Genomic DNA, 24,824 nt, shown 5'->3' on the forward strand with positions numbered 1-24,824 from the left:
GGGTGCCGGATGCCCGGAAGTTCGTACAGTGGAGGCAGGACGGCGTAAGCCACGGACTCGACGAGCGGGGTGCACCATGACCGGAGTCGACCCCAGCCGGCTGGACGACCAGCAGCTCATGAAAGAGCTGGAGACCATCCACCGCACGCGCCACGACACCCTGCTGTACGGCTCGAACGACGCGCTGCGCGCCCACAACCTCCGCATGGCCCAGCTGGAGGGCGAGTACCTCCGCCGCAACCCGCGCCGCCCCGTCGCCGCCGGCCGCACCCGCGAGGGCGCCCGGGACCGCGGCCGGGGTCAGGCGGCGGTCCCGGGCGCCTGAGCGCGCTCAGCGGGACTGCTGGTCCGCTCAGCGGGACTGCTCAGCGAACACCTCCAGGAAGGCCGCGCAGAACGCCTTCAGATCGTCCGGCTTGCGACTGGTGACCAGCTGGTTCGGCCCGTGGTCGCACACCTTGACCTGCTCGTCGACCCAGGTGCCGCCCGCGTTGACGATGTCGGTGCGCAGACTCGGCCAGGAGGTCAGCACCCGCCCGCGCACCACGTCCGCCTCGACCAGCGTCCACGGTGCGTGACAGATCGCGGCCACCGGGCGCCCCTGCTCGAAGAACGCGTTGACGAAGGCGACCGCCTTGTCGTCCATCCGCAGGAAGTCCGGGTTGGCCACCCCGCCGGGCAGCACGAGCCCGCCGAAGGAGTCGGCGGACGTGTCCCCGACCACCTCCTGCACGGGGAAGGTGTCCGCCTTGTCCAGATGCTCGAACGCCTGTACCTCCCCGGGCTCCGTCGACACCAGCACCGGCTCGTGCCCGGCGTCCAGCACGGCCTGCCACGGCTCGGTGAGCTCGACCTGCTCGACGCCCTCGGGCGCGGTCAGAAAAGCTATGCGCATGATCGTCTGGCTTCCTTCCGATATGGCTGCGGCTTGGCCCTAGTGGCGGTGCGTCAGGGCCTCGGCCAGTTCCTGGAGCGTGGCGTAGCGGGCCGAGCGCGGTAGGTGTTCCACGGGCTCCACCAGGCCGTCGGGGGCGTAGGCGCGGCGCAGGGTGCCTGCCAGCTCGCGCGGGCCCGCCGGGAACTGGCGGCGGCTGAGGTAATGGGTCAGCACCTGGCGCACCGCCTCCAGGGAGGCCGTGTCACCGGGCGCCACCGGGCCGCCCGCGACCCGCGGGTCGTCGTCGGCGGTCGGCTCTGGGTCGTGCCACTCCTCGGTCCGGGTGGGGTGACCCGACCTGAGCAGGCCCTGGAGCTCGTGCTTCATCTCGTCGTCGCGGTGGACGTTCAGGCGGTCACTGCCTCGCTGCATGACTCCCTCCAGATCCTCGGGTCCGCACCGCGTACCCGAAGACCGGACACCGACACGGAGGGATTCCCGGGCGTACGGGCAGCCCCTCCCGTCCGACGAAATCCCGGAGCGGAGGTTTGCCGTCCGCGGGCAGGGGCAGGCGAAGGACCAGTGCTTCGGACAGGAGGCACGTCCGTGGGAGCGGCGAACGGCCGACCCAGACTGTTTCCGTCCGGTGCCGTGCGCGCTCCCTCGGTTGACCGTCCAACCAGAGCACAGACCAAGGGAGTTGCGGCGCACATGCCCACTCGACTGAGCACAAGGCACCCGCACGACGACGCCCCCGACACCGCGGACGCGTTCCGCGAGCTCGCCACGCTGCCTCCCGGTCCGCAGCGTGACACCCTCCGCGAGCGGATCGTCGAGGCATGGCTTCCCATGGCCGACCGGATAGCGAGCCGGTTCCGCAGCCGCGGCGAGAGCATGGAGGACCTCCGGCAGGTCGCCGCCCTGGGCCTGGTCAAGGCCGTCGACCGGTACGACCCCGAACTCGGCAACGCCTTCGAGAGCTACGCCGTACCCACCATCACCGGCGAGATCAAGCGCCACTTCCGGGACCACATGTGGACCCTGCACGTGCCCCGACGGGTGCAGGACCTGCGCAATCGTGTGCGGATCGCTCTGCAGGAGCTCCAGACCGTCTCCGGGCAGCGCCCCACGGTCGCGGAGATCGCCAAGCACGCGGACATGACCGAGGCCGATGTGAAGACCGGCCTGGAGGCACTGGAGAGCTTCACGGCACTCTCCCTGGACGCGGAACTGCCCGGCAGCGAGGACGGCTACTCGCTCAGCGACGCGCTCGGTTCCGTCGACCCGGCCCTGGACACGGTGGTGGACCGGGAGGCCGTGAAGCCCCGGCTGGCGGCGCTGCCGGAGCGGGAGCGGGCCATCCTGTACATGCGGTTCTTCGGGGACATGACCCAGAGCCGGATCGCCGAGCAGCTGGGGATCTCGCAGATGCATGTGTCCCGGCTGATCAGCCGGTGCTGCGGGCGGGTCCGGGAGCAGGTGCTCCGGGACGCTGCGTAGGTCTTGAGCGGGGGCGCCGTCGGGGTGCTGGTGATCCTCGGGTGCCGGTCGGGTGCGGCCGGTCGCGCGGTTCCCCCCGCCCCGGCGGCGCCTTCCGGTCCCGTTTCACTCACTTGGTGTCCGGCCGCGCGCGCCGGATCGCCCGGCGGGCTGTGATGGGTGGGTGTCCTGGAGTCGTCGACCGAGGAGCCCGCGCCATGCGCCGCACCGTTCGTCTGCTGTCCGCTCTCGCGCTGGGCGGTGTGATCCTGGGGTTCTGTGCCTCGGCGGCCTGGTCGGAACCGGTCGCCGAGGTCAGCCCCAGCACCGCGCAGCCCGGTGGGAGCGTCACCGTGTCGGTGCGCTGCGACCCCATCGGCGGGCCCGCGCCCGCCACCCTGGACGCCACCTCGATGGCGTTCGAGGAGGGCACCGTCACCCTGCACAAGGTCGGTGAGGGCGACACCCTGCACAAGGCCGGCGAGAGCGACGCCCTGTACAAGGCCGGTGAGGACGACGGCAAGGGCGGCGGCCCCGCCTACCGGGGCACCGCGCGGATCTCCTCCGCCGCCGAGCTGGAGGGCGAGGGCGACTCCCTGGGCCCGGACACCGCGTGGACCGTCGACGGCACCTGCCCGGCAGCCCCCGGCGGCCAGGGCAAGCAGTGGAGCGCCACGTTCACCGTCGCCAAGGGGGGCCACACCAGCCACCCCCCGCGGCCCTGCGCGACCGAGCCGCACCGGGAGAGCTGCCCGCCCGCCGTCATCCAGCGGGGCGTGCACGCCGGTCAGGGCGGCGCCTTCACCGACTCCGTGCCCGCGCTGATCGCCGGCGGGACGCTGATCGCGGCCGCGGCGGGCGGTGCCGGGTACCGGCTGTGGCGCAGGAAGCCCGCCGAGCACATCTGACCGCCGCTCATGGGGTAATCGGTACGTAGGCACCAGGAGGGAGTCAGGGTGGCGCGGAGGGTTCCCGAGAGCCACGGCCCTGTCCGCTACGGGCCGCCGCTGCCCGGGGACGGGCTCCCGGTCCTGCCCGAACTGTCCGCCGTGCTCGCCGCTGCCGCCTCCCGTGCCGACAGCGAACCCGTCGGCGGGGGCGCCGCCCTGCTGGAGGCCGCCTGCGGCCACTGGGACCGGCGCGGACTGCCCGGCACGCCCGACAGGGTGGTCGCCGCGCCCGGCGCCCCCGCCCTGCTGCTCGCGCTCACCGCCGCCCTCGGCGGCGACGTCCTGGTGCCCCGGCCCTGCGCGGCCTGGTGGGCGCCGTACGCACGCCTGTTGGGAAGACCCGTCTTCCATGTCGCCACCCCGGCCGAGTGCGGCGGGGTGCCGGACCCGTACGCGCTGCTGGAGACCGTGCGCCGGGTCCGGGCCGAGGGCGGTGACCCGCGGCTGCTGGTGCTGTCCGTCGCCGACGACCCCACCGCCACCGTGGCGCCCCCCGAGGTGATGCACGAGACCGTGGAGGCCGCCGCCGCTGAGGGCCTGCACCTGGTCAGCGACGAGACCTGGCGGGACACCCGGCACGATCCGCACGGCTCGGTGCTGCTCAGCCCCGCCGAGATGCTCCCCGAACGGGTCACCGTCGTCACCGACCTGGCCGGCGCACTGCTGCCCACCGGCTGGCCGGCCGCGATCGCGCGCTTCCCGCCCGGCGCCGACGGAGACGGCCTCCACGCGCGCGTGCTCGACGTGCTCACCGCGCTCGGCGCCCGCGTGGCGGGCCCGGTCGCCGCCGCCGCCCACTACGCCCTGACCGAGCCCGAACCCGTCCGCGCCCGGCAGGCGGCCACCGTACGCCTGCACGCGCGCGTGGCCGCCGCCCTGCACGCGGAGGTCGTCGCCGCGGGAGTCCTGGCCCGCCCCCCGCAGGCGGGCCGCCACCTGTACCTCGACCTCGGGCCCCTGCGCAGCGCCCTCGGCGGGCACGGCGTCAGTGACGCCCAGGACCTGGAGGACCTGCTCACCGCCCGGCTCGGCATGCCCGCGCCCGGCGGCCACCGCTTCGGCGACGACCTCGCCGAGCCGCGCGTGCGGCTGTCCACCGGTGACCTTCTGGGCGGTACGGACCAGGAGCGCGCGGAATGCCTCGAATCACCCGAGCCACTGGAACTGCCGCATGTGCGAGACGCGTTGATCCACGTGAAGTCGGTCTTCGACGATCTCCGCGACGACGCTCAGCGATGGGAGCCTCCTCGATGACGCAGCAGTCCGAGTCGACCACCCACCACCTCCGCGCCCCCGCGCCCACCGCCCCCTTCCCGCCGCTCGCCGAACCCCGTCCGCTCGGCGAGCGGCGGGTGTGGCCGCGCACCTTCCACGACCGGCTCACCGCCCCCCTGCCCGGCCTGAAGGCGATCGCCCGCTTCGCCCGCGAGGGTTCGGTGCGTCCCGGCCGCGAGGGCCTCGCCGAGATTCCCCTGCTGCCGTTCTCCCCGGCCCCGCTGCCCCGGGTCGGCTCCCGTACGATCGCCGTCTCCTGGGCCGGACACGCCAGTTGGGTGGTGCGGATCGGCGGACTCACGGTCCTCACCGACCCCGTGTGGTCCCGCCGCATCATCGGCACCCCGGCCCGCATCACCCCGGTCGGCATCGACTGGGAGTCCCTCCCGCGCGTGGACGCGGTCGTGATCAGCCACAACCACTACGACCACCTCGACGCCCCGACGCTGCGCCGGCTCCCGCGCGACACCCCGGTCTTCGTCCCGGCCGGGCTCGCCCCCTGGTTCCGCCGTCGCCGCTTCACCACCGTCACCGAACTGGACTGGTGGGAGGCGGCCGAACTCAAGGGCGTGCGCTTCGACTTCGTCCCGGCCCACCACTGGTCCAAGCGCACCCTCACCGACACCTGCCGCAGCCTGTGGGGCGGCTGGGTCCTCACCGACCGGGACGGGCAGCGCCTCTACTTCGCGGGCGACACCGGCTACGGCCACTGGTTCACCCGCATCGGCCGCCGCTACCCCGGAATCGACCTGGCCCTCCTGCCCATCGGCGCCTACGACCCCCGCTGGTGGCTCTCCGACGTCCACTGCGATCCGGAGGAGGCGGTCAGGGCCGCCCAGGACCTGGGCGCCCGCAGGATGGCCCCCATGCACTGGGGCACGTTCATCCTCTCCGCCGAGCCGGTCCTGGAGCCGCTCAGGCGCGTACGCGCGGCCTGGGAGAAGGCGGGTCTTGCCCGCGAGCGGCTGCTGGACCTCGCCATCGGCGGATCCCGCGTCCTGGAGTGACCGCCGGGCCCGGCCGGGGCGTACGGACGTGACAGCGGGAGGTGGTTCCCCGCGCACACTCGGCGCGCGGGGAACACGGCTCAGACGCGGGGCGGTTCGGGCTCGCTGCCCTTGCAGGGGGCGCCGAGCAGTGCGGCGGCCTCGCGGACGGCGGCCTCGGTGCGGCCCGCCAGCAGCAGGACGTCCTCGGGGTCGGCGCGGTCGTGGCGGACGATCAGGTCCGGGCCGCCGCGCAGCACGATGTCGCCGCCCAGCTCGCGCCACGGCAGCAGGCCCATGTCGGGGTAGGCGGCGGTCAGTCGGCCGAGGGCGGCGGGGTCGCGGTCGAGCTCCTCCTGGCTGACCCGCAGCGTCCAGCCGAGCCGGAACGGCAGCCGTATCAGCGCCAGATGAAGGAAGTACTCGGAGACCGACCGGTCCTGCACCACCCAGTCGTCCCCGGTGCTCACCAGGACCCGCGGATCGTCCTGGCCGGCCTCGGCGGCCGCGTAGCCCCACTCGTTGCAGTACTGGTACTCCGCCATGAACACACAGACCCGCCGGTCACCGCCGGGCGGCAGCAGCGGGCTGTCGTCCGGCACGGCGTCCGAGACACCCCAGCCGCCGGGGTCGGGGCGCAGCGTCGGCGGCATCTCCGGATGGGTCCAGTACCAGCGGGCGTTCTCCATGAAGGTGTTCTCGGGCCACGTCCACCACTCCCGCAGGGCGAGCGGCACGGGCAGACTCCGGTCGACGCGGAGCTTCTCGTCCTCGTCGTCCTCGTCCTCTTCGTCGTCCTCGTCCTCCCAGAGGTCCGGGTCCCAGTCGTCGGGCTCCCACTCCTCGGGTTCGTAGCCCCACTCGCGCTGCACCTCGGACAGCAGCTCCCACCGCGTCGCCCGGGGCGCCGCGAGCCGTGCGGCGAACTGCCCGTAGTCGACCGCGTGTTCGATACTCGGTGTCATGCCGGGAGCCTAGAGCATCCGCACGACAACGCGCCCCGCTCAGTGCGGCTGGGGACGCCGCAACCGCCGCCACACACCCGGCGCCACGCTGATCAGCACGGTCAGCACCACCGCCGCGAGCACGCCCTCCCACGGCTCGGGGAACAGGGACCCGCCGAGCACCCCGATCAGCTGGTACGTCACCGCCCAGGCCAGACAGGCCGGGAAGTTGCCGCGCGCGAAGCGGCGCACCGGCCAGTCGGCCACCAGACAGGCCAGCATCACCGGCAGGCGGCCCGCAGGCACCAGCCGCGACAGCACCAGCACCGTCACCCCGTGCTCGGCCAGCTTCACCTGCGCCTGCTCCAGCCGCTCCTCCGGCGCCCGCGCCCGGATCGCCTCCAGCCACCGCGACCCGTTCCGCGACCGCATCCCGCGCCGCCCGAGCCAGTACAGGGTGCCGTCGCCCATGAAAGCCGCCAGCGACGCCGTCATGAAGACCATCGCCAGCGCGAACGGCGCCGTTGTCTGGTGGAAGGCCACCACCGCCGCCGTACTGACCAGCGCCCCCGTCGGAATGACCGGCACCAGCGCCCCGAGCAGCACCAGCACGAACAGTGTCGGATACCCGATCGCCTGCTGGGTGGACTCCGTCGGCACGGTCGTCGAGGCGGCGGTGACCAGCCAGCTCACGCGGTCACCCCCAGCCGTACGCTCTCGCCGTGCCCCAGCCGGTGCACGGCGGCACGGGGCGCACGCATCCCGGCCAGGCGCACGAACTCATCGCCCGGCGCATGGAACTCATGGGGGCGCACGGCGTCCATGCCGATGGGCCAGTACGTGCCGTAGTGCACCGGCACCGCGCTGGGTGCCCCCAGCCGGGCCAGGGCCTCCGCCGCGCGCCCCGCGTCCAGGTGCCCCTCACCGAGGTACGGCCCCCAGCCGCCCACCGGCAGCAGCGCCACGTCGACCCGGCCGACCTCGTCGGCCATCTCGTCGAACAGGCCGGTGTCCCCGGCGAAATACGTGCGGGCCTCGCCCTCGACGACATAGCCCAGCGCGGGGGAGTGGTGGCGTCCCACCGGCAGCCGCCGCCCGTCGTGCCGGGCGGGCACAGCGCGTATCCGCAGGCCACCCACCTCGGTCACATCGCCGGGCACCACCTCGGTGACCTGGAGCCCGGTGAGCCGGCGCAGCCCCGGCACCGCCCGGCGTGCGCCCCGGGGCACGAGCAGGCGCGTGCCCTCGCCGAGCCGGGCGAGGGAGGGGAGGTGCAGGTGGTCGGCGTGCAGATGGGAGACCAGCGCGACATCCGCACGCCAGGCGCTCGGCGGGGGGAGCGCGCCCCGGCGACGGCGCAGATGCGCGAGCCGGCGTGCGAACAGAGGGTCGGTGAGCACACGTACGTCCGAGTCGGCGACCGTGCAGGTGGCGTGCCCCCACCAAGTGATCTCCACGGGCACCTCTTTGCCTCCTTCGCGCGACTCCCCCTGAGCCTACGGGCAGGAGTAGTGTCGGCGCCTGAATCCCGGAGGTGAGGGGGACGCCATGGGACCGGTGCGGGTCACGGCGATCGCGAGTCTGACGCCGCTGGAGGAGCTGGACGCCGATCCCTTCCTGGTGGACTCCCGCAGTCAGCACGCCATCTGCGCGCGCTGGGCGGCGGAGCGGGGCTACACGGTGACCCGCGAGCTGCTGGTGCGGGGCCTCAGAGCGGATCACTGCGCGCTGTGGGACGGGGTGCGGGCCGGGGTCGACCTGTTCGTCGTGCCCAGCCGGCGGGTCCTGGAGAGCGCGCTGTCGTCGCCGGAGGAGTTCACCGCGGAGTGCGCGCGGCGCGGGGTCCGGGTGGAGACGGTGGGCTGCGAGGAGCCCCGCTACGACTCCCAGATGAAGGCCAGGGTGCACCGGCGGCTGACCCTGCCGACGGCCGGGTACGACGGGCGGTAACCGGACCCTCGCCTCGGGCAACGCCGCCCTGCGCCCCTGCGTCCATATGACAAGGTGGAAGACAGGCCCCGCCGGACGGCCGGGCCGGGACGTGAGGTGTACGGGGCGTGCTAGGGCGGCGTTGGCGGCGGGTGGCCAGCCAGGTCGGGCGCAGCGTCGCGGTGTGGGCGGTGTCGACGCTGACCATGCTGGTGCTCGCCGGGATCCTGCCGGACTTCCAGCTCCAGTCCCCCGACGGCGACAGCGCCACCCGGATCGCGGTCACCGCCGCCTTCGGAGCCGGTGCCTTCGGCGTCCTGTCCGCGCTGGTCTGGCCGCTGCTGGTGCGGCTGCTCCTGCTGGTCCCGGCGCTCGTCCTGGGCCTGCTGGTCTTCTTCCTCAACGGCGCCCTACTCCTGGTCGCGCTGCGGCTGAACCCCGCCGAGCGCGGCGGCGCAGCCTGGGAGACGGCCGTGGTGGTCGCCGCCGTGATGTCCGCGGTCGCCTCCGCCACCGGCGCCGCCCTCGCCGTACGCGACGACGACGCCTACCGGCGCCGCCTGTACCGGCTCGCCGACCGCCGGCGCGGCTCCGGGCCGCCGATCCCGTCCACCCCGGGCACCGTCTTCATCCAGCTCGACGGAGTGGGCCACGACGTGCTGCGGCGCGCCCTCGACAAGGGGCTGATGCCGACCCTCGCACGCTGGACCGACGGTGACCGCCCCACGCACCGGCTGACCCGCTGGCGCACCGACTGGTCCAGCCAGACCGGCGCCAGCCAGCTCGGCATCCTGCACGGCAGCAACCACGACGTCCCCGCCTTCCGCTGGTACGAGAAGGACAGCCGCGAGGTGATGGTCTGCAACCGCCCGACCAGCGCCGCCGAACTCCAGCGCCGCGCCGTGGCCGCCACCGGCGACCGGGGGCTCCTGGCCCACGACGGCGCCAGCCGCGGCAACCTCTTCAGCGGCGGCGCCGGGGAACAGGCCCTGGTGCTGTCCATCGCGACCCGGCGCCGCAGCCGCGAGAACCGCTCCCGGGCCGGGTACTTCGCCTACTTCTCCGACCCGGCCAACGCGGTGCGCACCGCCCTGTCCTTCGTCGCCGAGGTGGGCCGGGAGATCGGCCAGTCCACCCGGGCCCGGCTGCGCAAGACCCGGCCCAGGGTCTCGCGTGGCGGCCTCTACCCGTTCGTACGGGCCTTCGCGACCGTCGTCGAACGGGACGTCGTCGTCGCCGCGGTCATGGGCGACATGCTCGCCGGGCGCACCGCCGTCTACGCCGACCTCGTCGCCTACGACGAGGTCGCCCACCACTCCGGGCCGACGAGCCGGGACGCCGAGAAGGTTCTCGCGCGCCTCGACCGCTCCCTCGGCCTGATCGGGAAGGTCGCCGAGCACGCCCCCCGGCCCTACCGGATCGTGGTCCTCTCCGACCACGGGCAGAGCCCCGGCGAGACCTTCCGCTCCCGCTACGGGCTCACCCTCGCCGACCTGGTGCGGGCGGGCTGCGGGCTGCCCGTGCCGCGCCGGGCCCGGCGCACCCGCAGCGGCGCCGAGGCCCGTACGGCGGTCCGGGCCGCGCTGCGGATACCGGTCGAGGAGCGCGAGGAACGGCAGCGCACCGACCGCCGCTCCGAGCCGATCGTGCTGGCCTCCGGCAACCTGGGCCTGGTCTCCTTCCCGGACGTTGCGCACCGGATGACCAAGGAGGAGATCGACGCCCGCCACCCCGCGCTGCTGACCACCCTGGCCAACCACCCCGGCATCGGCTTCCTGCTGGTGCGCAGCGAACGGCACGGCGGGGTCGTGCTCGGCCCGTTCGGCACCGAGATCCCGCTCGACCGGCTCGACGAGGAGCCGGGACCGCTCGCCGCCTTCGGCCCCGGCGCCGCGGACGCCGTGCGGCGCACCCACTCCTTCCCGCACACCGCCGACATCATGGTCAACTCCATGCACGACCCGGCCGACGGCGAAGTCCTCGCCTTCGAGGAGCAGATCGGCTCGCACGGCGGACTCGGCGGCGACCAGGGCCGCCCCTTCCTGCTGTCCCCGCTCGCCCTGTCCGCGCCCGCCGACGACGGCACGGAACTCGTCGGTGCCGAGCAGGTCCACCGCGTCCTGCGACGCTGGCTGAGCGAATCCGACGGACCCCGGCTGCCGGTGGACACGGAGACCGAGGAGCGGGCGGCCTGAAAACCGGGTGCGCCGCCCGACCCGTACGCCCACACTGTTCGCAGTCGAACCCCTGTCCCATGCAACCCCCTTGAGGAGCCCCAGGCTTGCAGGCCGCCGTCACCGTCACCCCCGCCCGACTTCCGGAACTCCTCCTCGGCCTCGCCACCGTGCGGCCGGTGTTCATCTGGGGCGCGCCCGGCATCGGAAAGTCCTCCCTGGTGCGGGCCTTCGCCGAGTCACTGGGCCTGGAGTGCGTCAGCCTGCTCGGCACCCAGCTCGCCCCCGAGGACCTGATCGGCGTGCCGCAGATCCGTGACGGACGCTCGGTGTTCTGCCCGCCGGAGGTCATCGCCCGCGACGAGCCGTACTGCCTGTTCCTGGACGAGCTGAACGCGGCCACCCCGGATGTGCAGAAGGCCTTCTACTCGCTGATCCTGGACCGCCGCATCGGCAACTACGAGCTGCCCGCGGGCTCCATCGTGATCGGCGCCGGGAACCGCGCCACCGACAACGCCCTCGCCCGCCCGATCGCCTCCGCGCTGGTCAACCGGCTCACCCACGTCCACCTGGAGGCGTCCCCGAAGGACTGGCTGGTGTGGGCCGGGGAGAACGGCATCCACCCGTGGATCGTGGACCACCTCACCGACCGGCCCGACCACCTGTGGTCCAAGCCGCCCAAGACCGAGGAGCCGTTCTCCACGCCCCGCTCCTGGCACATGCTCTCCGACGCCCTGCACTCCTTCGGACCGGGCCTGGACGAGGAGACCCTCAGGATCCTCGCCCACGGCACCCTGACCCCCGCGCACGCCACCGCCTTCTGCGGCTACGTCAAGATCGTGCGCAGCCAGTTCGGCATCGAGGCGATCATCAAGGGCGACGCCCGCTGGCCCAGCCGCCTGGAGGACCGGGACCTGCTCTACTACCTCGCCGACTCCTTCCGCGGCCGGCTGATCAAGGAACTGCCCGCGGGCAAGGAGCACATGTCGGCGGCCGGCCGGCAGACCGCCTACCGCGCCAAGGCGCTGCTGGTGCAGCTCGCCGAGATCTCCGTCGAGGTCGCCCAGACCGTCATCGCCTCCGACGCCGACGGCAACCCCGTGCTGCCCTCCTGGTTCCTCGTCGAGGCGGCCCGCGACATGCCCCGTCTGGTGGAGGCGCGCCAGTGAGCCGCGGCAGGGGGCGGCCCAGGAAGCGGGACATCGCCGCGGAGCACTTCGCCGCCGGGCTGGCCGTGGTGCGGGCCAACCCGGCCCTGAGCGCCGTGGAGTTCGACGTCTGCCGCCTGGAGAACTGCGCGCTCTCCCCGCGCGACGGCCTCGTCCGGGTCACCTCCGACGCCACCCTGCACGTCCACCCCGACCGCATCGCCGACCGGGACGCCTGGGCCTGGGCCATCGCCCACGCCGTCCTCCACCTCGGCTTCGGGCACGTCCCGGCCGCCCGCGGCGAGCGCGTCCAGCCCGACCGCTGCGAACTCACCGCCCGCTGCGTCGTCGTCAACCGCTTCCTGCTCGGCTTCACCATCGGCCGCACCCCCGAGGGCCTGCCCGCCTCCTACCCCGACGGCGACGAGGAGCAGCTCGCCGCCCGCTGGCGCCGCGACGGCATCCCGGCCGTGTACGAGCGCTCCGGCACCGCGGGCGACCAGCCGGACCTGCAGCTCGTGGAGTGGCACGGCTGGTACGGGCAGCCCCCGGACCACCAGCTGGCCTTCGCCACCGCCCTGACCCGCACCGTCTCCGCCGCGATGGACCTGGCGGGCGGCCGCCGCGACAGCCTCACCGGTGACATCGTGGCCCAGCGGCCCTGGCAGCGCGCGCTCGCCTGGTTCGTCGCCTCCTACCCGCTGCTCGCCGGTATCGCCGCCGGCATCAAGCTGGTCGCCGACGCCGAACTCGCCCGCGCCCACGGCATCTCCGTCGCCGCCGTCAACGCCGAGGCGGGCGAGATCTACATCAACCCGCTGCGCACCTTCGAGGACGAGGAATGGCGGTTCATCCTCGCCCACGAGATGCTGCACGCCGCCCTGCGGCACGGCGACCGCTGCGGCGGCCGCGACCCCTACCTGTTCAACATCGCCTGCGACTACGTCATCAACGGCTGGCTCAAGGAGATGGACGTCGGCACCATGCCCGAGGGCCTGCTGTACGACGCCCAGCTCGCCGGGCTGTCCGCCGAGGAGGTCTACGACCGCATCGCCGGCGACCTGCGCCGGATGCGGCGCCTGTCCACCCTGCGCGGCAAGGGCGCCGGGGACATCCTGGGCGCCCCGCTGGCCCCGCCCCGCGACTACGTCGACCTCGACGAGTTCTACCGCCGCGGCCTGTGCCAGGGCCTGGACCTGCACCAGCGGCAGGAGCGCGGCTTCCTGCCCGGCGGCCTCGTCGAGGAGATCCGCGCGCTCAGTCACCCGCCGCTGCCCTGGGACGCCCGACTGGCCCGCTGGTTCGACGAGTTCGTGCCCCGTCCGGAACCCCTGCGCACCTACTCCCGCCCGGCCCGCCGGCAGGCGTCCACCCCGGACATCCCGCGCGCCGGACGCTGGTACCCGCCCGAGGAGATCGCCCGCTGCACCTTCGGCGTCGTCCTGGACACCTCCGGCTCCATGGACCGGGTGCTGCTCGGCAAGGCGCTCGGCGCGATCGCCTCCTACGCCGAGGCCCGGGACGTACCGGCCGCGCGCGTGGTGTTCTGCGACGCGGCACCGCACGACGCCGGATATGTGCAGGTCACCGAGATCGCCGGACGGGTCCGGGTGCACGGCCGGGGCGGCACCGTGCTCCAGCCGGGCATCGACCTCCTGCAGCGCGCCGACGACTTCCCGCCCGGGGCGCCCATCCTGGTCATCACCGACGGCTGGTGCGACACCCTCCGGGTGCGGCGCGAGCACGCCTACCTCATTCCGCGGGGCGCCCGGCTGCCGTTCAGCGCGCAGGGGCCGGTCTTCCGGGTGAGCTGAGCCGGAATGTGATCGGATGGGGCCACGGACCCCGAACACGGGACCTCACTGAAGGGATTCATCGTGGCAACCACGCGCTCCGCACACACCGTGTGGGAAGGCAACCTGTTCCAGGGCAACGGCGTCGTCACCTTCGACTCCTCCGGCGCCATCGCCGCGCAGCCGGTGTCGTGGCCCTCGCGCGCCGAGGCCGCCAACGGCAAGACCAGCCCGGAGGAGCTGATCGCGGCCGCGCACTCCAGCTGCTACTGCATGGCCTTCTCCAACGGCCTGGACAAGGCCGGCACGCCGCCCACCAAGCTGGTCACCTCCGCCGACGTGACCTTCCAGCCGGGCGAGGGCATCACCGGTATCCACCTCACCGTCGAGGGCACGGTGCCCGGCATCAGCGAGGCCGACTTCCAGGCCGCCGCCGAGGACGCCAAGGCCAACTGCCCCGTCAGCCAGGCTCTCAAGGCCGTTCCGATCACCCTGACGGCGAAGCTCGCCTGAGCATCAGCGATCATGGTCGCGCAGGCCGCCCTGTCCGGGCTGCCTGCGCGCTGTCCGTTCGGCGTATGACACGGACGCCGACCAGGGGGAAGGGGCACGATGGCGACGGGAACAGCGGGCGGCGGGACGGCACTTGACGCGGGAACCCGGGAAGTCACCCGGATACTGCTGCTGTTCAGCCTGGGGTGCCGGATCCATCCACCGGACTCGCCCCAAAGGCTCGTCGACCGGCTCCACTTCGGGCGCTTCAGGCCCCATCTGGAGTCCGGCGGGGCGGTGTTGCCGGTACCGGTCCTGGCCGAGCGGCTGGCCCCGGACGACCTGGGTCTGCCCGGCGGCGACCACGGCCTGCCCCTCGCCGGCGCCGACCTCCTCGTCGTCACCACCCCGCGCGGGGACGCCACCCTGCTCCTGGACTGCGAGTTCACGGGGGAGACCGACGGCGGCGCCGTCGCCTCCTGGCTCGCCACCACCTGCTTCGACCGGACCGACTTAACCTGGGGGGACCAGCCGCTCCTGGACGCCCTGCGCGCCCGCCTCGGGCTGCCGCAGCCGCTCACCTTCGGCCTCAACGTGCACCAGCTCGTCTTCCCCGGCGGCCGACTGCGCGAGGAACTCCTCGCCCACACCGACCAGTCCCACCGCTCCGCCCTGCTCAACGGCATCGTCTACCGCGGCATGATGCCCGCCGAGGGCGCCGACCGGCTCACCGTGAGCATCCCGCCCAACCTCAGGAACCACGGCGTCACCCTCTCCGCCCACGGCCGCGGCGTCTCCGTACAGGCGGGCTGGGCCCCGCACGTGGAGAACGGCCTTGCCGTGGTCGCGCTCGGCATGATCTCCGCGCTGGCCGTCCTGCAGCGCACCCGGCTCGCCGCGTTCGCGATGATGAAGGAGAACGAACAGGCGCTCACCGACTCGCCCTCCGAGGTCCGCGCCCTGATCTCCCGGCTCTCCGACGGCGTCAACGAACTCCAGCTGGACCTCGCCTTCGGCGTCGAGGCCTACGTGGACAGCCTGCTGATCCCGGAAATGCTCACGGAGAGCTTCCAGTCGTCGCTGCGCGACGCCCTCGGTATCCGCGACAGCCTCGACAACTCCGCCCGCATGGTCGAGCGGCTCACCTCCGTCATCAACGCCCGCTCCGCCGCCCTGGACGCCGCCCTCGCCGAACGCGACGAGCGGCAGAACCGCGTCATCTCCGTGCTGGTCGCCGCGGCCACTCTGATCGCCCTGCCGCCGACCCTGCTGCTCGCCTTCTTCGGCGTCAACGCCACCGATGTCGACGACAGCCACTCCATCCTCGACCTCGGCCGCTATGGCACCGCGTACGCTCTGGCCTGGCTGCCGTTCATGATCCTCGCCGTGATCGGCTACCTGTCGCTGCGCAGGGCGGGCCGGGGGCCGCGCAGCCTGCTGCCCCGCTCCGGCGACCCGACCGCGCCGGTGCCCGCGCCTCGTACCTCGTCCGGGAGTTGACCGACCATGCCGCGACAGCCCGCCGTCTCCGCCCACCGGGGCGGCTCCGAACGCGCCGGTGCCGCCACCTGGGAGGCCTACGAGGACGCGCTGCTCAGCGGCGCGGAGTACGTCGAGTTCGACATCCGGCGCACCGCCGACGGCGTCCTCGTCGTCTACCACGACGCCCGCGTCGACCACACCGGGCCGCTGCTGTCGGCGATCGGCCACGCCGAGTTGAGCGAGCGCGCCGGGTACCCGGTGCCGGTGGTCGACGACGTCATGGCACTGATCGCCGGGAAGCTGATCGGCCACCTGGACCTGAAGGAGACCGGCTACGAGCGCGAGGTGATCGACCGGGCGAACGCCCTGCTCGGCCCGGACGCCTTCGTCGCCACCACTCTGGAGGACCGTTCCGTCGCCGCGATCACCCAGGCCTTCCCGGGCGCCCGAACCGCCCTGTCGCTGGGCCGCGACCGGGACGAGATCGGCTGGCTGCGGCTGCCCGGCACCCGGATCAGCGAGCTCTGGCCGATGCGCCGGGTGCGCGCCTGCGGCGCGGCCGGGGTCGCCGTCCACCAGCGGCTCGCCCGCGCGAACGTGCTGCGGGAGGCCACCCGGCACGGCCTGTTCACCATGGTCTGGACCGTCAACGACGACGCCTCCATGCGGGCCTTCCTGAACCATCCGCGGGTGGACGTGCTGATCACGGACCGTCCGCGGCGCGCGGTGGCCCTGCGCGACGAGCCCCGCGAGCCGGAGCGCGTCACCGGCTGAGCGCCCCGCCCGCGCCCCGCACGGTCCCGAGGCACCATTGACAACAGCCCACTCAAGTTTTGTGCTGGAGTTCGGGACGTGCCTGGCGGAAGGGGACTGCGATGGGACGTGCGGTCGGTATCGATCTGGGAACCACCAACTCCGTGGTGGCCGTGCTGGAGGGCGGCGAACCCACCGTTGTCGCCAACGCGGAAGGGGCCAGGACCACCCCCTCGGTCGTGGCCTTCGCCAAGAACGGCGAGGTCCTCGTCGGCGAGGTGGCCAAACGGCAGGCGGTGACCAACATCGAGCGCACCGCCCGCTCGGTCAAGCGGCACATGGGCGACAGCGGCTGGCGCTTCCCGCAGGAGGGCTCCGTCGACGGCACCCGCTACCGGGCCCAGGAGCTGTCCGCGCGGGTGCTGCAGAAGCTGAAGCGGGACGCCGAGTCCTACCTCGGCGAGGACGTCACCGACGCCGTGATCACCGTCCCCGCCTACTTCGACGACACCCAGCGGCAGGCCACCAAGGAGGCCGGGGAGATCGCGGGCCTGAAGGTGCTGCGGATCATCAACGAGCCCACCGCCGCCGCCCTCGCCTACGGCCTGGACCGGGGCGAGGAGCAGACCGTCCTGGTCTTCGACCTCGGCGGCGGCACCTTCGACGTCTCCCTGCTGGAGATCGGTGACGGGGTCATCGAGGTGAAGGCCACCAACGGCGACACCCACCTCGGCGGCGACGACTGGGACCAGCGGCTCGTCGAGCACCTGGTGAAGAAGTTCAAGGGCCAGTACGGCATCGACCTCGGCAACGACAAGATGGCGCTGCAGCGGCTGCGCGAGGGCGCCGAGAAGGCCAAGATCGAGCTGTCCAGCTCCTCCGAGACCACCATCAACCTGCCCTACATCACCGCCTCCACAGAGGGGCCGCTGCACCTGGACGAGAGGCTGACCCGCGCCCAGTTCCAGGAGCTGACCGCCGACCTCCTCGACCGCTGCAAGACCCCCTTCCACCAGGCGGTCAAGGACGCCGGCATCAAGCTCTCCGCGGTCGACCACGTCATCCTCGTCGGCGGCTCCACCCGCATGCCGGCCGTCACCGACCTGGTCAAGGAGCTGACCGGCAAGGACCCGCACAAGGGCGTCAACCCTGACGAGGTGGTCGCCGTCGGCGCCGCCCTCCAGGCGGGTGTGATCCGCGGCGACGTCAAGGACGTGCTGCTCCTCGACGTCACCCCGCTGTCCCTCGGCATCGAGACCAAGGGCGGCATCATGACCAAGCTGATCGAGCGCAACACCACGATCCCGACCCGGCGTTCGGAGATCTTCACCACCGCCACCGACAACCAGCCCTCCGTCGGCATCCAGGTCTACCAGGGCGAACGCGAGATCGCCGCCTACAACAAGAAGCTCGGCGTCTTCGACCTGACCGGGCTGCCGCCCGCGCCGCGCGGGGTGCCGCAGATCGAGGTCGCCTTCGACATCGACGCCAACGGGATCATGCACGTCTCCGCCAAGGACCTCGGCACGGGCAAGGAACAGAAGATGACCGTCACCGGCGGCTCGGCCCTGCCCAAGGAGGACATCGACCGCATGATGCGGGAGGCCGAGCAGTACGCGGAGGAGGACCGCAGGCGCCGCGAGGCCGCCGAGACCCGCAACCAGGCCGAACAGCTCGTCTACCAGACCGAGAAGTTCCTGCGCGAGAACCCCGAGAACGAGGCCAAGGTGCCCTCCGAGACCCGCTCCGAGGTGGAGTCCGCGATCACCGAGCTGAAGGGCCTCCTCGAACGGGAGGCGGGCACCGCCGAGTTGCGCGCCGGGATCGAGAAACTCGCCGCCGTCAGCCAGAAGATGGGCCAGGCGATCTACGCGCAGGCGCAGACCCCGTCCGGGTCCACCGGCCCGCAGGACGACACGCCCGCCGACGAGGAGGGCGTCGTCGACGCGGAGATCGTCGACGACGACAAGGACGCCAAAGGCGGCGCCGCCTGACGGCTCGGGGCAGGCGGGAGTTTGAAGACAGGACCTAGCGGCGCATCGTCTCCTCCCAGCCCCGCCGCTCCGGCCGCGGCCCGAGCTGCTTCGGGTCGCGGCTGCGGTAGACGATGTACGGCCGGAACAGGTACTGCACCGGCGCGCTGAACATATGCACCAGCCGGGTGTAGGGCACCAGCGCGATCAGCGCCATGCCGATCACCGCGTGCACCTGGTAGGACACCGGCACGCCCTCCATCCGCTCGATGTCGGGGCTGAGCGTGAACAGGCTGCGGGCCCACGGGGCGATGGTGTGCCGGTAGTTGTAGCCGTCGCCGGAGGCGTGCGCCAGCTTGGCGATCATGCCCATCACGATCGCCGCGGCCAGCACCAGATACATCAGCTTGTCGTTGACGGTCGTCGCCCGGAACACCGGCGCCCGGGTGCGGCGCCGGTAGATCAGCAGCGCGATCCCCACCACGGTGAGAATCCCGGCGGCGGTACCGCCGTACAGGGACAGCAGGTGGTAGGTGTGCTCGCTCACCCCGACGGCGTCCGTCCACGACTCCGGGACGAACAGCCCGACCAGATGGCCCACCAGCACGAACAGGATGCCGTAGTGGAAGGCGGGCGAGGCGATGTTGAGCAGCTTGGACTCGTAGACCTGGGAGGAGCGGGTGGTCCAGCCGTACTTGTCGTAGCGGTAGCGCCAGATCAGCCCGGCGATGAGCAGGGTGAGGGCGACGTACGGCAGGACGCCCCAGAGGAGTGTGGTCATCGGCGTACTCCCGCGCGTGCGGTCGGCAGCGCCGCGCACACCGCGTCCAGGACGCAGGCGTACGGTGTGCCGAAGTCGGTGAGCCGGGTGCGCAGTTGCTCCAGGCCGTCACGGTGCTCGGTGAGCAGGTCGGTGTTGCCGGTGCGGGCGGCGAACTCCAGGACGGCGGGCAGGAAGTCGGGCAGCTCCTCGCCGCTGAACTCCAGCCCGTGCTCGCGGTAGACGTCCTTGAAGCGCACCAGCGACATCCCGCGCCGTCGGGTGTCCCCGTCCCGCCACCAGCTCAGGTACAGGCTGTGCCGGTTCTTGAAGTCGAAGACCTGCACATAGTGCGCGGCCAGCTCCTGGGGAGGGGTGACGGCCGCGTGGTCGGTGAACTCCCGCAGTTGCGGGGCGGCTTCGCGCAGCAGCGGCAGCCGGGCCCGGAAGTCGTCGTCCGGGTAGGTCAGGCAGAGCGCCGCCGCCTGGTACAGCACCGCGTCCGAGGGCATCAGGTCTCCTCCGCGTCGTCCGAGGTCTGCCGTCTGCGCAGCAGGTGGAAGTTCTCCACCGACACCAGCGGCAGCAGCTTGCGCCCCGAGTCCTGGCCGAACGGCCCGTCCCCGCCCATGCCGGGACCGCCCTCGTAGTCCAGCGAGCAGTCCGCCGGGAGCGCCGACTCCTCCAGCCGGCGGGCGTCGCCGACGGCGGCGGTCGGGATCACGTACCGGTCCTCGTACTTGGCGATCGCCAGCAGCCGGTACATCGCTTCGATCTCCCCGGGCGCCATGCCCACGGCCGCCGGGACCGACGGGTCCGGTTCCTCACCGAGGTTCAGCGCCCGCATGTGGGAGCGCATGGCGGCCAGCTTCTCCAGCGAGGCCCGCACCGGCGCCACGTCCCCGGCGGTGAAGACCTCCGCCAGGTATTCCAGCGGGATGCGCAGGGTGTCGATCGCGCCGAACAGGTTCGCGGCGTCCTCCCCGTCGTGCCCGGTCTCCGACAGCGCGTCCACGACCGGCGACAGCGGCGGGATGTACCAGACCATCGGCATGGTGCGGTACTCCGGGTGCAGCGGGAGTGCCACCCGGTACTTGCTGATCAGGGCGTGCACGGGGGAGCGCCGGGCTGCCTCCAGCCAGTCGTGCGCGATGCCCGCTCTCTCCGCCGCCCGCCGTACTTCGGGGTCCTCCGGATCGAGGAAGACGCCCAACTGGGCCTCGTACAGCGCCTTGTCGTCCTTCACGGAGGCCGCCGCCGTCACCTTGTCGGCGTCGTAGAGGATCACCCCGAGATAGCGCAGACGTCCCACGCAGGTCTCCGAGCACACCGTCGGCAGGCCGACCTCGATGCGCGGGTAGCACATCGTGCACTTCTCGGCCTTGCCGGTGCGGTGGTTGAAGTACACCTTCTTGTACGGGCAGCCCGTCACGCACATCCGCCAACCCCGGCAGCCGTCCTGGTCGACCAGGACGATGCCGTCCTCCGCCCGCTTGTACATCGCGCCCGACGGACAGGACGCCACGCACGACGGGTTCAGGCAGTGCTCGCAGATCCGCGGCAGATAGAACATGAAGGTCTGCTCGAACTCGAACCGCACCTTGTCCGCCGCCTGTTGCCGGGTGCGCTCCACCATCGGGTCGAGGTCGCCGTAGGCCGGGGCGCCCGCGAGGTTGTCGTCCCAGTTCGAGGACCACTCGATCTTCATGGGCTTGCCGTCGAGCTGCGAGACCGGCCGGGCGACGGGGTAGTCGTCACCGAGCGGGGCGTCGGTGAGGTTCTTGTAGTCGTACGTCCAGGGCTCGTAGTAGTCCTTGATCTCCGGCAGCTTGGGGTTGGAGAAGATCCCGGCGAGCTTGCGCAGCCGTCCGCCCGCCTTGAGCTTCAGCGCCCCGCGCCGGTTCAGCTCCCAGCCGCCGCGCCAGCGTTCCTGGTCCTCGTAGCGGCGCGGATACCCCTGCCCTGGGCGGGTCTCGACGTTGTTGAACCATACGTACTCCATGCCCCGCCGGTTGGTCCACGCCTGCTTGCAGGTCACCGAGCAGGTGTGGCAGCCGATGCACTTGTCGAGGTTCATCACCATGGCGATCTGGGCCATCGGACGCATCAGTACCGCACCTCCTGGCCGCGGCGGCGGATGACCGTGACCTCGTCGCGCTGGTTGCCGGTCGGCCCCAGGTAGTTGAACGCCCAGGACAACTGGGCGTAGCCGCCGATCAGATGGGACGGCTTGAGCAGCAGCCGGGTGAGCGAGTTGTGGATGCCGCCGCGCATCCCGGTCGACTCCGCCTTCGGCACGGCGACTGTGCGCTCCTGCGCGTGGTGCATGTAGACCGTGCCGGCGGGCATCCGGTGCGAGACGATCGCGCGGGCCACGACCACGCCGTTGCGGTTGACCGCCTCGATCCAGTCGTTGTCCGCGACCCCGATGGCCTCCGCGTCCTGCGGGGACATCCAGATGGACTGTCCGCCGCGGGAGAGCGCCAGCATGAACAGGTTGTCCTGGTACTCGGAGTGGATGGACCACTTGTTGTGCGGGGTGAGGTAACGGACCGTCACCTCCTTGCTCCCGTCCGGGCCCAGGCGCGGCTCACCGAACAGCTTGCCCATGTCCAGCGGCGGCCGGTACACCGGCAGCGCCTCGCCCAGCTCGTGGATCCAGTCGTGGTCCAGGAAGAAGTGCTGGCGCCCGGTGAGGGTGTGCCAGGGCTTGAGATGCTCGGTGTTGAGCGTGAACGCGGTGTAGCGCCGACCGCCCGACTCGGAGCCCGACCACTCCGGCGAGGTGATGACCGGCACGGGCGCCGCCTGGGTGTCGGCGTAGGTGACCCGCTTGCCTTCGTGCTCGGCCGCCAGATGCGCCATCTCCTGGCCCGTACGCGCCTCCAGGGTATGGAACCCCTGGGTGGCCAGACGGCCGTTGGTGGTGCCGGACAGGGCGAGGATGGTGTTCGCGGCCTTCACCGCCGTGTCCAGGGCGGGCCGCCCGTCGAAACCGACGCCGTTGAGGTGCCGCAGATGCTCGACCTCCTCGTCCGGCCGCAGCGCGATTCCCTTGGCGGGCAGGCCCAGTTGCTCCACGAGCGGCCCGAGCGCGGCGAACTTGGCGCCGATCTTCGTGTAGTCCCGCTCCACCACGACCAAATTCGGCATGGTCTTGCCGGGCACGGGATCGCACTCGCCGCGCTTCCAGTCCCGCACGACCCCGCCCGGCTGGGCGGTCTCGCCCGGGGTGTCGTGCTGGAGCGGCGCCGCCACCAGGTCCTTGCGCACCCCGAGATGCCCTTCGGCCAGCTCGCTCAGCCGATCCGCGAGTGCCTTGAAGGTCTCGAAGTCGGTGCGCGCCTGCCACGGCGGGTCCACGGCCGGGGTGAAGGAGTGCACGTAGGGGTGCATGTCCGTGCTGGACAGGTCGTGCTTCTCGTACCAGGTCGCGGCGGGCAGCACGACGTCGGAGAGCAGGGTGGAGGAGGTCTGCCGGAAGTCCAGTGACAGCAGCAGGTCGAGCTTGCCCTCGGGCGCCTCCTCCCGCCACGTCACATCACGGGGCCGCTCTCCGGGCCGGGCCTCCTCGGCGCTCAGCGAGGAGTGGGTGCCCAGCAGATGCCGGGTGAAGTACTCGGCGCCCTTCGCCGACGAGCCCAGCAGGTTGGCCCGCCACAGGGTGAGCACGCGCGGCCAGTTCTCCGGCGCGTCCGGGTCCTCGCAGGCGAACTTCAAGGTTCCCGCGCGCAGTTCGGCCACCGCCTTGGCCACCGGGTCCCCGAACGCCTCGCCCAGCTCCAGCGGATTGCGGTCGAAGGTCGGGTACGACGGCATCCACCCCGCGCGCGCCGACAGCGCCAGACAGTCCGCGCCCGTCATTCCCGCGAACCGGCCCTCGCCGAGCGGGGAGGCGAGCACATCGGCCGTGAACCGGTCGTAGCGCCACTGGTCGGTGTTGAGGTACCAGTACGCGGTGCCGATCATCTGCCTCGGCGGGCGGGACCAGTCGGAGGCCGCCGCCAGGGTGGCCCAGCCCGTCACCGGGCGGCACTTCTCCTGGCCGACGTAGTGCGCCCAGCCGCCGCCGTTGCGGCCCTGGCAGCCGGTGAGCTGGAGCAGGGCGAGGAAGGCGCGGTAGATGGTCTCGGAGTGGAACCAGTGATTCGTGCCGGCGCCCATCAGGATCATGCAGCGGCCCTTGGAGCGCTCCGCGGTCCGCGCGAACTCCCGGGCGATCTTCACGCACTTGGCGGCCGGGACCGAGGTGTGCGCCTCCTGCCAGGCCGGAGTACCCGGCGCGTCCGCGTCTTCGTAGGAGTCGGGCCAGGTGCCCGGCAGGCCGTCCCGGGCCACGCCGTACTGGGCGAGGAGCAGGTCGTACACCGTCGTGACCAGGGGCCCGTCGGTACCGCCGAGCCGGGTCGCCGGGACACCGCGGCGCACCACGTCGCCCCGCCCGTCGGGGTCGTCGAAGCGGGGGAGCAGCACCTCGACCCCGGTCGCCGCGCCCTCGTCGTGCAGGCTCAACCGGGGCTTGATGTCACCGAGTTCGAGGTTCCAGTCGCCCTTGCCGGACTCCGTCCAGCGGAAGCCCAGCGAGCCCTTCGGGACGACGGCGCGGCCGGTCGCCTCGTCCAGCACGACCGTCTTCCACTCGGCGCCCTCACCGTGCTGCCCGAGGTCGGTGGCGCGCAGGAACTTGCCGGGTACGAAGCCGCCGTCGCGCTCGGTGAGCGTCACCAGGAACGGCAGGTCGGTGAACTTCCGTACGTAGTCCGTGAAGAACGGTGTCTCGCGGTCGACGAAGAACTCCTTCAGCACCACATGGCCCATCGCCAGCGCCAGCGCGCCGTCGGTGCCGGGGTGCGGGTGCAGCCACTCGTCGGCGAACTTGGCGTTGTCGGCGTAGTCCGGCGCGACCACCACGACCTTCTGGCCCCGGTAGCGGGCCTCCGCCATCCAGTGCGCGTCCGGCGTACGGGTGACGGGCACGTTCGAGCCCCACATCATCAGATACGCCGCGTCCCACCAGTCACCCGACTCGGGCACGTCGGTCTGGTCGCCGAAGACCTGCGGGGAGGCGACGGGCAGGTCCGCGTACCAGTCGTAGAAGGAGAGCATCGGGGCGCCGATGAGGGAGTGGAAGCGGGCGCCCGCCGCGTGCGACACCATCGACATCGCGGGGATCGGGGAGAACCCGGCGATCCGGTCCGGGCCGTACGTCTTGATCGTGTGCACGTGGGCCGCGGCGACCATCTCGACCGCCTCGTCCCAGTTGGCGCGCACCATGCCGCCCTTGCCGCGGGCCCGCTGGTAGCGGCGCCGCCGCTCGGGGTCGCCCTGGATGTCGGCCCAGGCCAGGACCGGGTCCTTCAGCCGGGCCTTCGCCTCCCGGTACAGCTCCAGCAGCACACCCCGGACGTACGGGTAGCGCACCCGGGTGGGGGAGTAGGTGTACCAGGAGAACGCCGCCCCGCGCGGGCAGCCGCGGGGCTCGTACTCGGGGCTGTCGGGGCCGACGCTCGGATAGTCCGTCTGCTGGGTCTCCCACGTGATGATGCCGTCCTTGACGTACACCTTCCAGCGGCAGGAGCCGGTGCAGTTCACGCCGTGCGTGGAGTTGACGACCTTGTCGTGGCTCCAGCGGTCCCGGTAGAAGGCGTCTGCCTCCCGGCCGCCGACCAGGCCGATGCTGTGCAGGTCGGGCGCGGGCTCGCCGGGCCGGAAGAACCGACCCGCCTTCAGCAGGGCCGCGCCGGGCTCGGTGGGCGGTATCCGGGTGTCGGTCACATGCGCTCCCTCAGTTGCCCGTCGCCTCAATCTA

At 72.4% G+C, this 24,824-nt stretch carries 22 protein-coding genes; 13 read left to right on the forward strand and 9 right to left on the reverse strand.

What is annotated here, in order from left to right:
• Nucleotides 1-76 precede the first annotated feature (76 nt).
• Nucleotides 77-325: a DUF6158 family protein gene (locus tag ACZ7L7_RS01235; RefSeq protein WP_093719690.1), complete on the forward strand. Its 249-nt coding sequence runs from the start codon at nucleotides 77-79 to the stop codon at nucleotides 323-325.
• A gap of 27 nt (nucleotides 326-352) precedes the next feature.
• Here the strand turns inward: ACZ7L7_RS01235 and ACZ7L7_RS01240 are convergent, their stop codons facing one another.
• Complete coding sequence (locus tag ACZ7L7_RS01240) at nucleotides 353-895, reverse strand: type 1 glutamine amidotransferase domain-containing protein (protein ID WP_285514664.1); 543 nt, start codon at nucleotides 893-895, stop codon at nucleotides 353-355.
• A gap of 39 nt (nucleotides 896-934) precedes the next feature.
• A complete protein-coding gene (locus ACZ7L7_RS01245) occupies nucleotides 935-1,309 on the reverse strand; it encodes a DUF2795 domain-containing protein (RefSeq protein WP_285514663.1) in 375 nt (124 codons plus the stop codon).
• A gap of 279 nt (nucleotides 1,310-1,588) precedes the next feature.
• On the opposite strand from ACZ7L7_RS01245, the gene ACZ7L7_RS01250 reads away from it, so the two are divergent.
• The 4 genes from ACZ7L7_RS01250 to ACZ7L7_RS01265 all read left to right on the forward strand — a co-directional run bounded on the left by ACZ7L7_RS01250 (nucleotide 1,589) and on the right by ACZ7L7_RS01265 (nucleotide 5,588).
• Nucleotides 1,589-2,377 carry an RNA polymerase sigma factor SigF gene (locus tag ACZ7L7_RS01250; protein WP_285514662.1) on the forward strand — a complete coding sequence of 263 codons (789 nt, stop codon included), beginning with the start codon at nucleotides 1,589-1,591 and terminating at the stop codon, nucleotides 2,375-2,377.
• Between the two features lie 197 nt (nucleotides 2,378-2,574).
• Nucleotides 2,575-3,264, forward strand: a complete 690-nt coding sequence (locus tag ACZ7L7_RS01255) for a hypothetical protein (protein ID WP_285514661.1) — start codon at nucleotides 2,575-2,577, stop codon at nucleotides 3,262-3,264.
• 48 nt (nucleotides 3,265-3,312) lie between these two features.
• Complete coding sequence (locus tag ACZ7L7_RS01260; RefSeq protein WP_471428108.1) at nucleotides 3,313-4,560, forward strand: aminotransferase class I/II-fold pyridoxal phosphate-dependent enzyme; 1,248 nt, start codon at nucleotides 3,313-3,315, stop codon at nucleotides 4,558-4,560.
• Nucleotides 4,557-5,588 carry an MBL fold metallo-hydrolase gene (locus ACZ7L7_RS01265; protein WP_285514659.1) on the forward strand — a complete coding sequence of 344 codons (1,032 nt, stop codon included), beginning with the start codon at nucleotides 4,557-4,559 and terminating at the stop codon, nucleotides 5,586-5,588. The genes ACZ7L7_RS01260 and ACZ7L7_RS01265 overlap by 4 nt, the downstream gene beginning before the upstream one ends.
• Nucleotides 5,589-5,668: 80 nt before the next feature.
• On the opposite strand, the gene ACZ7L7_RS01270 is transcribed toward ACZ7L7_RS01265, so the two are convergent.
• From ACZ7L7_RS01270 to ACZ7L7_RS01280, 3 genes are read right to left on the reverse strand one after another with little or no spacing between them, the layout of a single operon-like run.
• On the reverse strand, nucleotides 5,669-6,532 hold the full coding sequence (locus ACZ7L7_RS01270; RefSeq protein ID WP_472074326.1) for a hypothetical protein: 864 nt from the start codon (nucleotides 6,530-6,532) through the stop codon (nucleotides 5,669-5,671).
• Between the two features lie 39 nt (nucleotides 6,533-6,571).
• Nucleotides 6,572-7,204, reverse strand: coding sequence for a DedA family protein (locus tag ACZ7L7_RS01275; RefSeq protein ID WP_472074328.1), 633 nt, complete (start codon nucleotides 7,202-7,204; stop codon nucleotides 6,572-6,574).
• Nucleotides 7,201-7,974 carry an MBL fold metallo-hydrolase gene (locus ACZ7L7_RS01280; RefSeq protein WP_472074330.1) on the reverse strand — a complete coding sequence of 258 codons (774 nt, stop codon included), beginning with the start codon at nucleotides 7,972-7,974 and terminating at the stop codon, nucleotides 7,201-7,203. The genes ACZ7L7_RS01275 and ACZ7L7_RS01280 overlap by 4 nt, the downstream gene beginning before the upstream one ends.
• An 85-nt stretch (nucleotides 7,975-8,059) precedes the next feature.
• Here ACZ7L7_RS01280 and ACZ7L7_RS01285 point away from each other — a divergent pair, with 85 nt between their 5' ends.
• The 8 genes from ACZ7L7_RS01285 (at nucleotide 8,060) to dnaK (ending at nucleotide 18,276) form a co-directional block, all read left to right on the forward strand.
• The gene (locus ACZ7L7_RS01285) at nucleotides 8,060-8,461 is read left to right on the forward strand and encodes a hypothetical protein (protein WP_285514655.1); all 402 of its coding nucleotides are present in this window, start codon (nucleotides 8,060-8,062) and stop codon (nucleotides 8,459-8,461) included.
• A 107-nt stretch (nucleotides 8,462-8,568) separates the two neighbouring features.
• Nucleotides 8,569-10,635 (forward strand): alkaline phosphatase family protein, encoded by a 2,067-nt coding sequence (locus ACZ7L7_RS01290; RefSeq protein WP_471591596.1) that lies wholly within the window; start codon nucleotides 8,569-8,571, stop codon nucleotides 10,633-10,635.
• 86 nt (nucleotides 10,636-10,721) lie between these two features.
• A complete protein-coding gene (locus tag ACZ7L7_RS01295; RefSeq protein WP_285514653.1) occupies nucleotides 10,722-11,783 on the forward strand; it encodes an ATP-binding protein in 1,062 nt (353 codons plus the stop codon).
• Nucleotides 11,780-13,576 (forward strand): vWA domain-containing protein, encoded by a 1,797-nt coding sequence (locus ACZ7L7_RS01300; protein ID WP_453603285.1) that lies wholly within the window; start codon nucleotides 11,780-11,782, stop codon nucleotides 13,574-13,576. The genes ACZ7L7_RS01295 and ACZ7L7_RS01300 overlap by 4 nt, the downstream gene beginning before the upstream one ends.
• Nucleotides 13,577-13,639: 63 nt before the next feature.
• Nucleotides 13,640-14,068 carry an OsmC family protein gene (locus tag ACZ7L7_RS01305; protein WP_285514651.1) on the forward strand — a complete coding sequence of 143 codons (429 nt, stop codon included), beginning with the start codon at nucleotides 13,640-13,642 and terminating at the stop codon, nucleotides 14,066-14,068.
• A gap of 99 nt (nucleotides 14,069-14,167) precedes the next feature.
• Nucleotides 14,168-15,547 (forward strand): CorA family divalent cation transporter, encoded by a 1,380-nt coding sequence (locus ACZ7L7_RS01310; protein WP_472074332.1) that lies wholly within the window; start codon nucleotides 14,168-14,170, stop codon nucleotides 15,545-15,547.
• Between the two features lie 6 nt (nucleotides 15,548-15,553).
• Nucleotides 15,554-16,303, forward strand: coding sequence for a glycerophosphodiester phosphodiesterase family protein (locus tag ACZ7L7_RS01315; protein WP_285514649.1), 750 nt, complete (start codon nucleotides 15,554-15,556; stop codon nucleotides 16,301-16,303).
• Between the two features lie 101 nt (nucleotides 16,304-16,404).
• Nucleotides 16,405-18,276 (forward strand): molecular chaperone DnaK, encoded by a 1,872-nt coding sequence (dnaK, locus tag ACZ7L7_RS01320; protein ID WP_472074334.1) that lies wholly within the window; start codon nucleotides 16,405-16,407, stop codon nucleotides 18,274-18,276.
• A gap of 34 nt (nucleotides 18,277-18,310) precedes the next feature.
• Here dnaK and narI read toward each other — a convergent pair whose 3' ends face one another.
• Genes narI through ACZ7L7_RS01340 form a run of 4 tightly spaced genes read right to left on the reverse strand, consistent with a single transcriptional unit; the run spans nucleotide 18,311 to nucleotide 24,790 of the window.
• The gene (gene narI / locus ACZ7L7_RS01325; RefSeq protein WP_285513751.1) at nucleotides 18,311-19,036 is read right to left on the reverse strand and encodes a respiratory nitrate reductase subunit gamma; all 726 of its coding nucleotides are present in this window, start codon (nucleotides 19,034-19,036) and stop codon (nucleotides 18,311-18,313) included.
• Nucleotides 19,033-19,527, reverse strand: coding sequence for a nitrate reductase molybdenum cofactor assembly chaperone (gene narJ / locus ACZ7L7_RS01330; RefSeq protein ID WP_285513752.1), 495 nt, complete (start codon nucleotides 19,525-19,527; stop codon nucleotides 19,033-19,035). The genes narI and narJ overlap by 4 nt, the downstream gene beginning before the upstream one ends.
• Complete coding sequence (gene narH / locus ACZ7L7_RS01335; protein WP_471591598.1) at nucleotides 19,527-21,122, reverse strand: nitrate reductase subunit beta; 1,596 nt, start codon at nucleotides 21,120-21,122, stop codon at nucleotides 19,527-19,529. Before narH ends, narJ begins: the two co-directional genes overlap by 1 nt.
• The gene (locus ACZ7L7_RS01340; RefSeq protein WP_472074336.1) at nucleotides 21,122-24,790 is read right to left on the reverse strand and encodes a nitrate reductase subunit alpha; all 3,669 of its coding nucleotides are present in this window, start codon (nucleotides 24,788-24,790) and stop codon (nucleotides 21,122-21,124) included. Before ACZ7L7_RS01340 ends, narH begins: the two co-directional genes overlap by 1 nt.
• Nucleotides 24,791-24,824: the final 34 nt, after the last annotated feature.

The organism is Streptomyces sp. NPDC110618, from assembly GCF_055657065.1.

What these genes read in the sequence shown, in the direction of transcription:
- ACZ7L7_RS01235 (WP_093719690.1), top strand. Translation starts at nt 77, where the DNA reads ATGACCGGAGTCGACCCCAGCCGGCTGGACGACCAGCAGCTCATGAAA.
- ACZ7L7_RS01240 (WP_285514664.1), bottom strand. Translation starts at nt 895, where the DNA reads ATGCGCATAGCTTTTCTGACCGCGCCCGAGGGCGTCGAGCAGGTCGAG.
- ACZ7L7_RS01245 (WP_285514663.1), bottom strand. Translation starts at nt 1,309, where the DNA reads ATGCAGCGAGGCAGTGACCGCCTGAACGTCCACCGCGACGACGAGATG.
- ACZ7L7_RS01250 (WP_285514662.1), top strand. Translation starts at nt 1,589, where the DNA reads ATGCCCACTCGACTGAGCACAAGGCACCCGCACGACGACGCCCCCGAC.
- ACZ7L7_RS01255 (WP_285514661.1), top strand. Translation starts at nt 2,575, where the DNA reads ATGCGCCGCACCGTTCGTCTGCTGTCCGCTCTCGCGCTGGGCGGTGTG.
- ACZ7L7_RS01265 (WP_285514659.1), top strand. Translation starts at nt 4,557, where the DNA reads ATGACGCAGCAGTCCGAGTCGACCACCCACCACCTCCGCGCCCCCGCG.
- ACZ7L7_RS01270 (WP_472074326.1), bottom strand. Translation starts at nt 6,532, where the DNA reads ATGACACCGAGTATCGAACACGCGGTCGACTACGGGCAGTTCGCCGCA.
- ACZ7L7_RS01285 (WP_285514655.1), top strand. Translation starts at nt 8,060, where the DNA reads ATGGGACCGGTGCGGGTCACGGCGATCGCGAGTCTGACGCCGCTGGAG.
- ACZ7L7_RS01310 (WP_472074332.1), top strand. Translation starts at nt 14,168, where the DNA reads ATGGCGACGGGAACAGCGGGCGGCGGGACGGCACTTGACGCGGGAACC.
- ACZ7L7_RS01315 (WP_285514649.1), top strand. Translation starts at nt 15,554, where the DNA reads ATGCCGCGACAGCCCGCCGTCTCCGCCCACCGGGGCGGCTCCGAACGC.
- dnaK (WP_472074334.1), top strand. Translation starts at nt 16,405, where the DNA reads ATGGGACGTGCGGTCGGTATCGATCTGGGAACCACCAACTCCGTGGTG.
- narI (WP_285513751.1), bottom strand. Translation starts at nt 19,036, where the DNA reads ATGACCACACTCCTCTGGGGCGTCCTGCCGTACGTCGCCCTCACCCTG.
- narJ (WP_285513752.1), bottom strand. Translation starts at nt 19,527, where the DNA reads ATGCCCTCGGACGCGGTGCTGTACCAGGCGGCGGCGCTCTGCCTGACC.
- narH (WP_471591598.1), bottom strand. Translation starts at nt 21,122, where the DNA reads ATGCGTCCGATGGCCCAGATCGCCATGGTGATGAACCTCGACAAGTGC.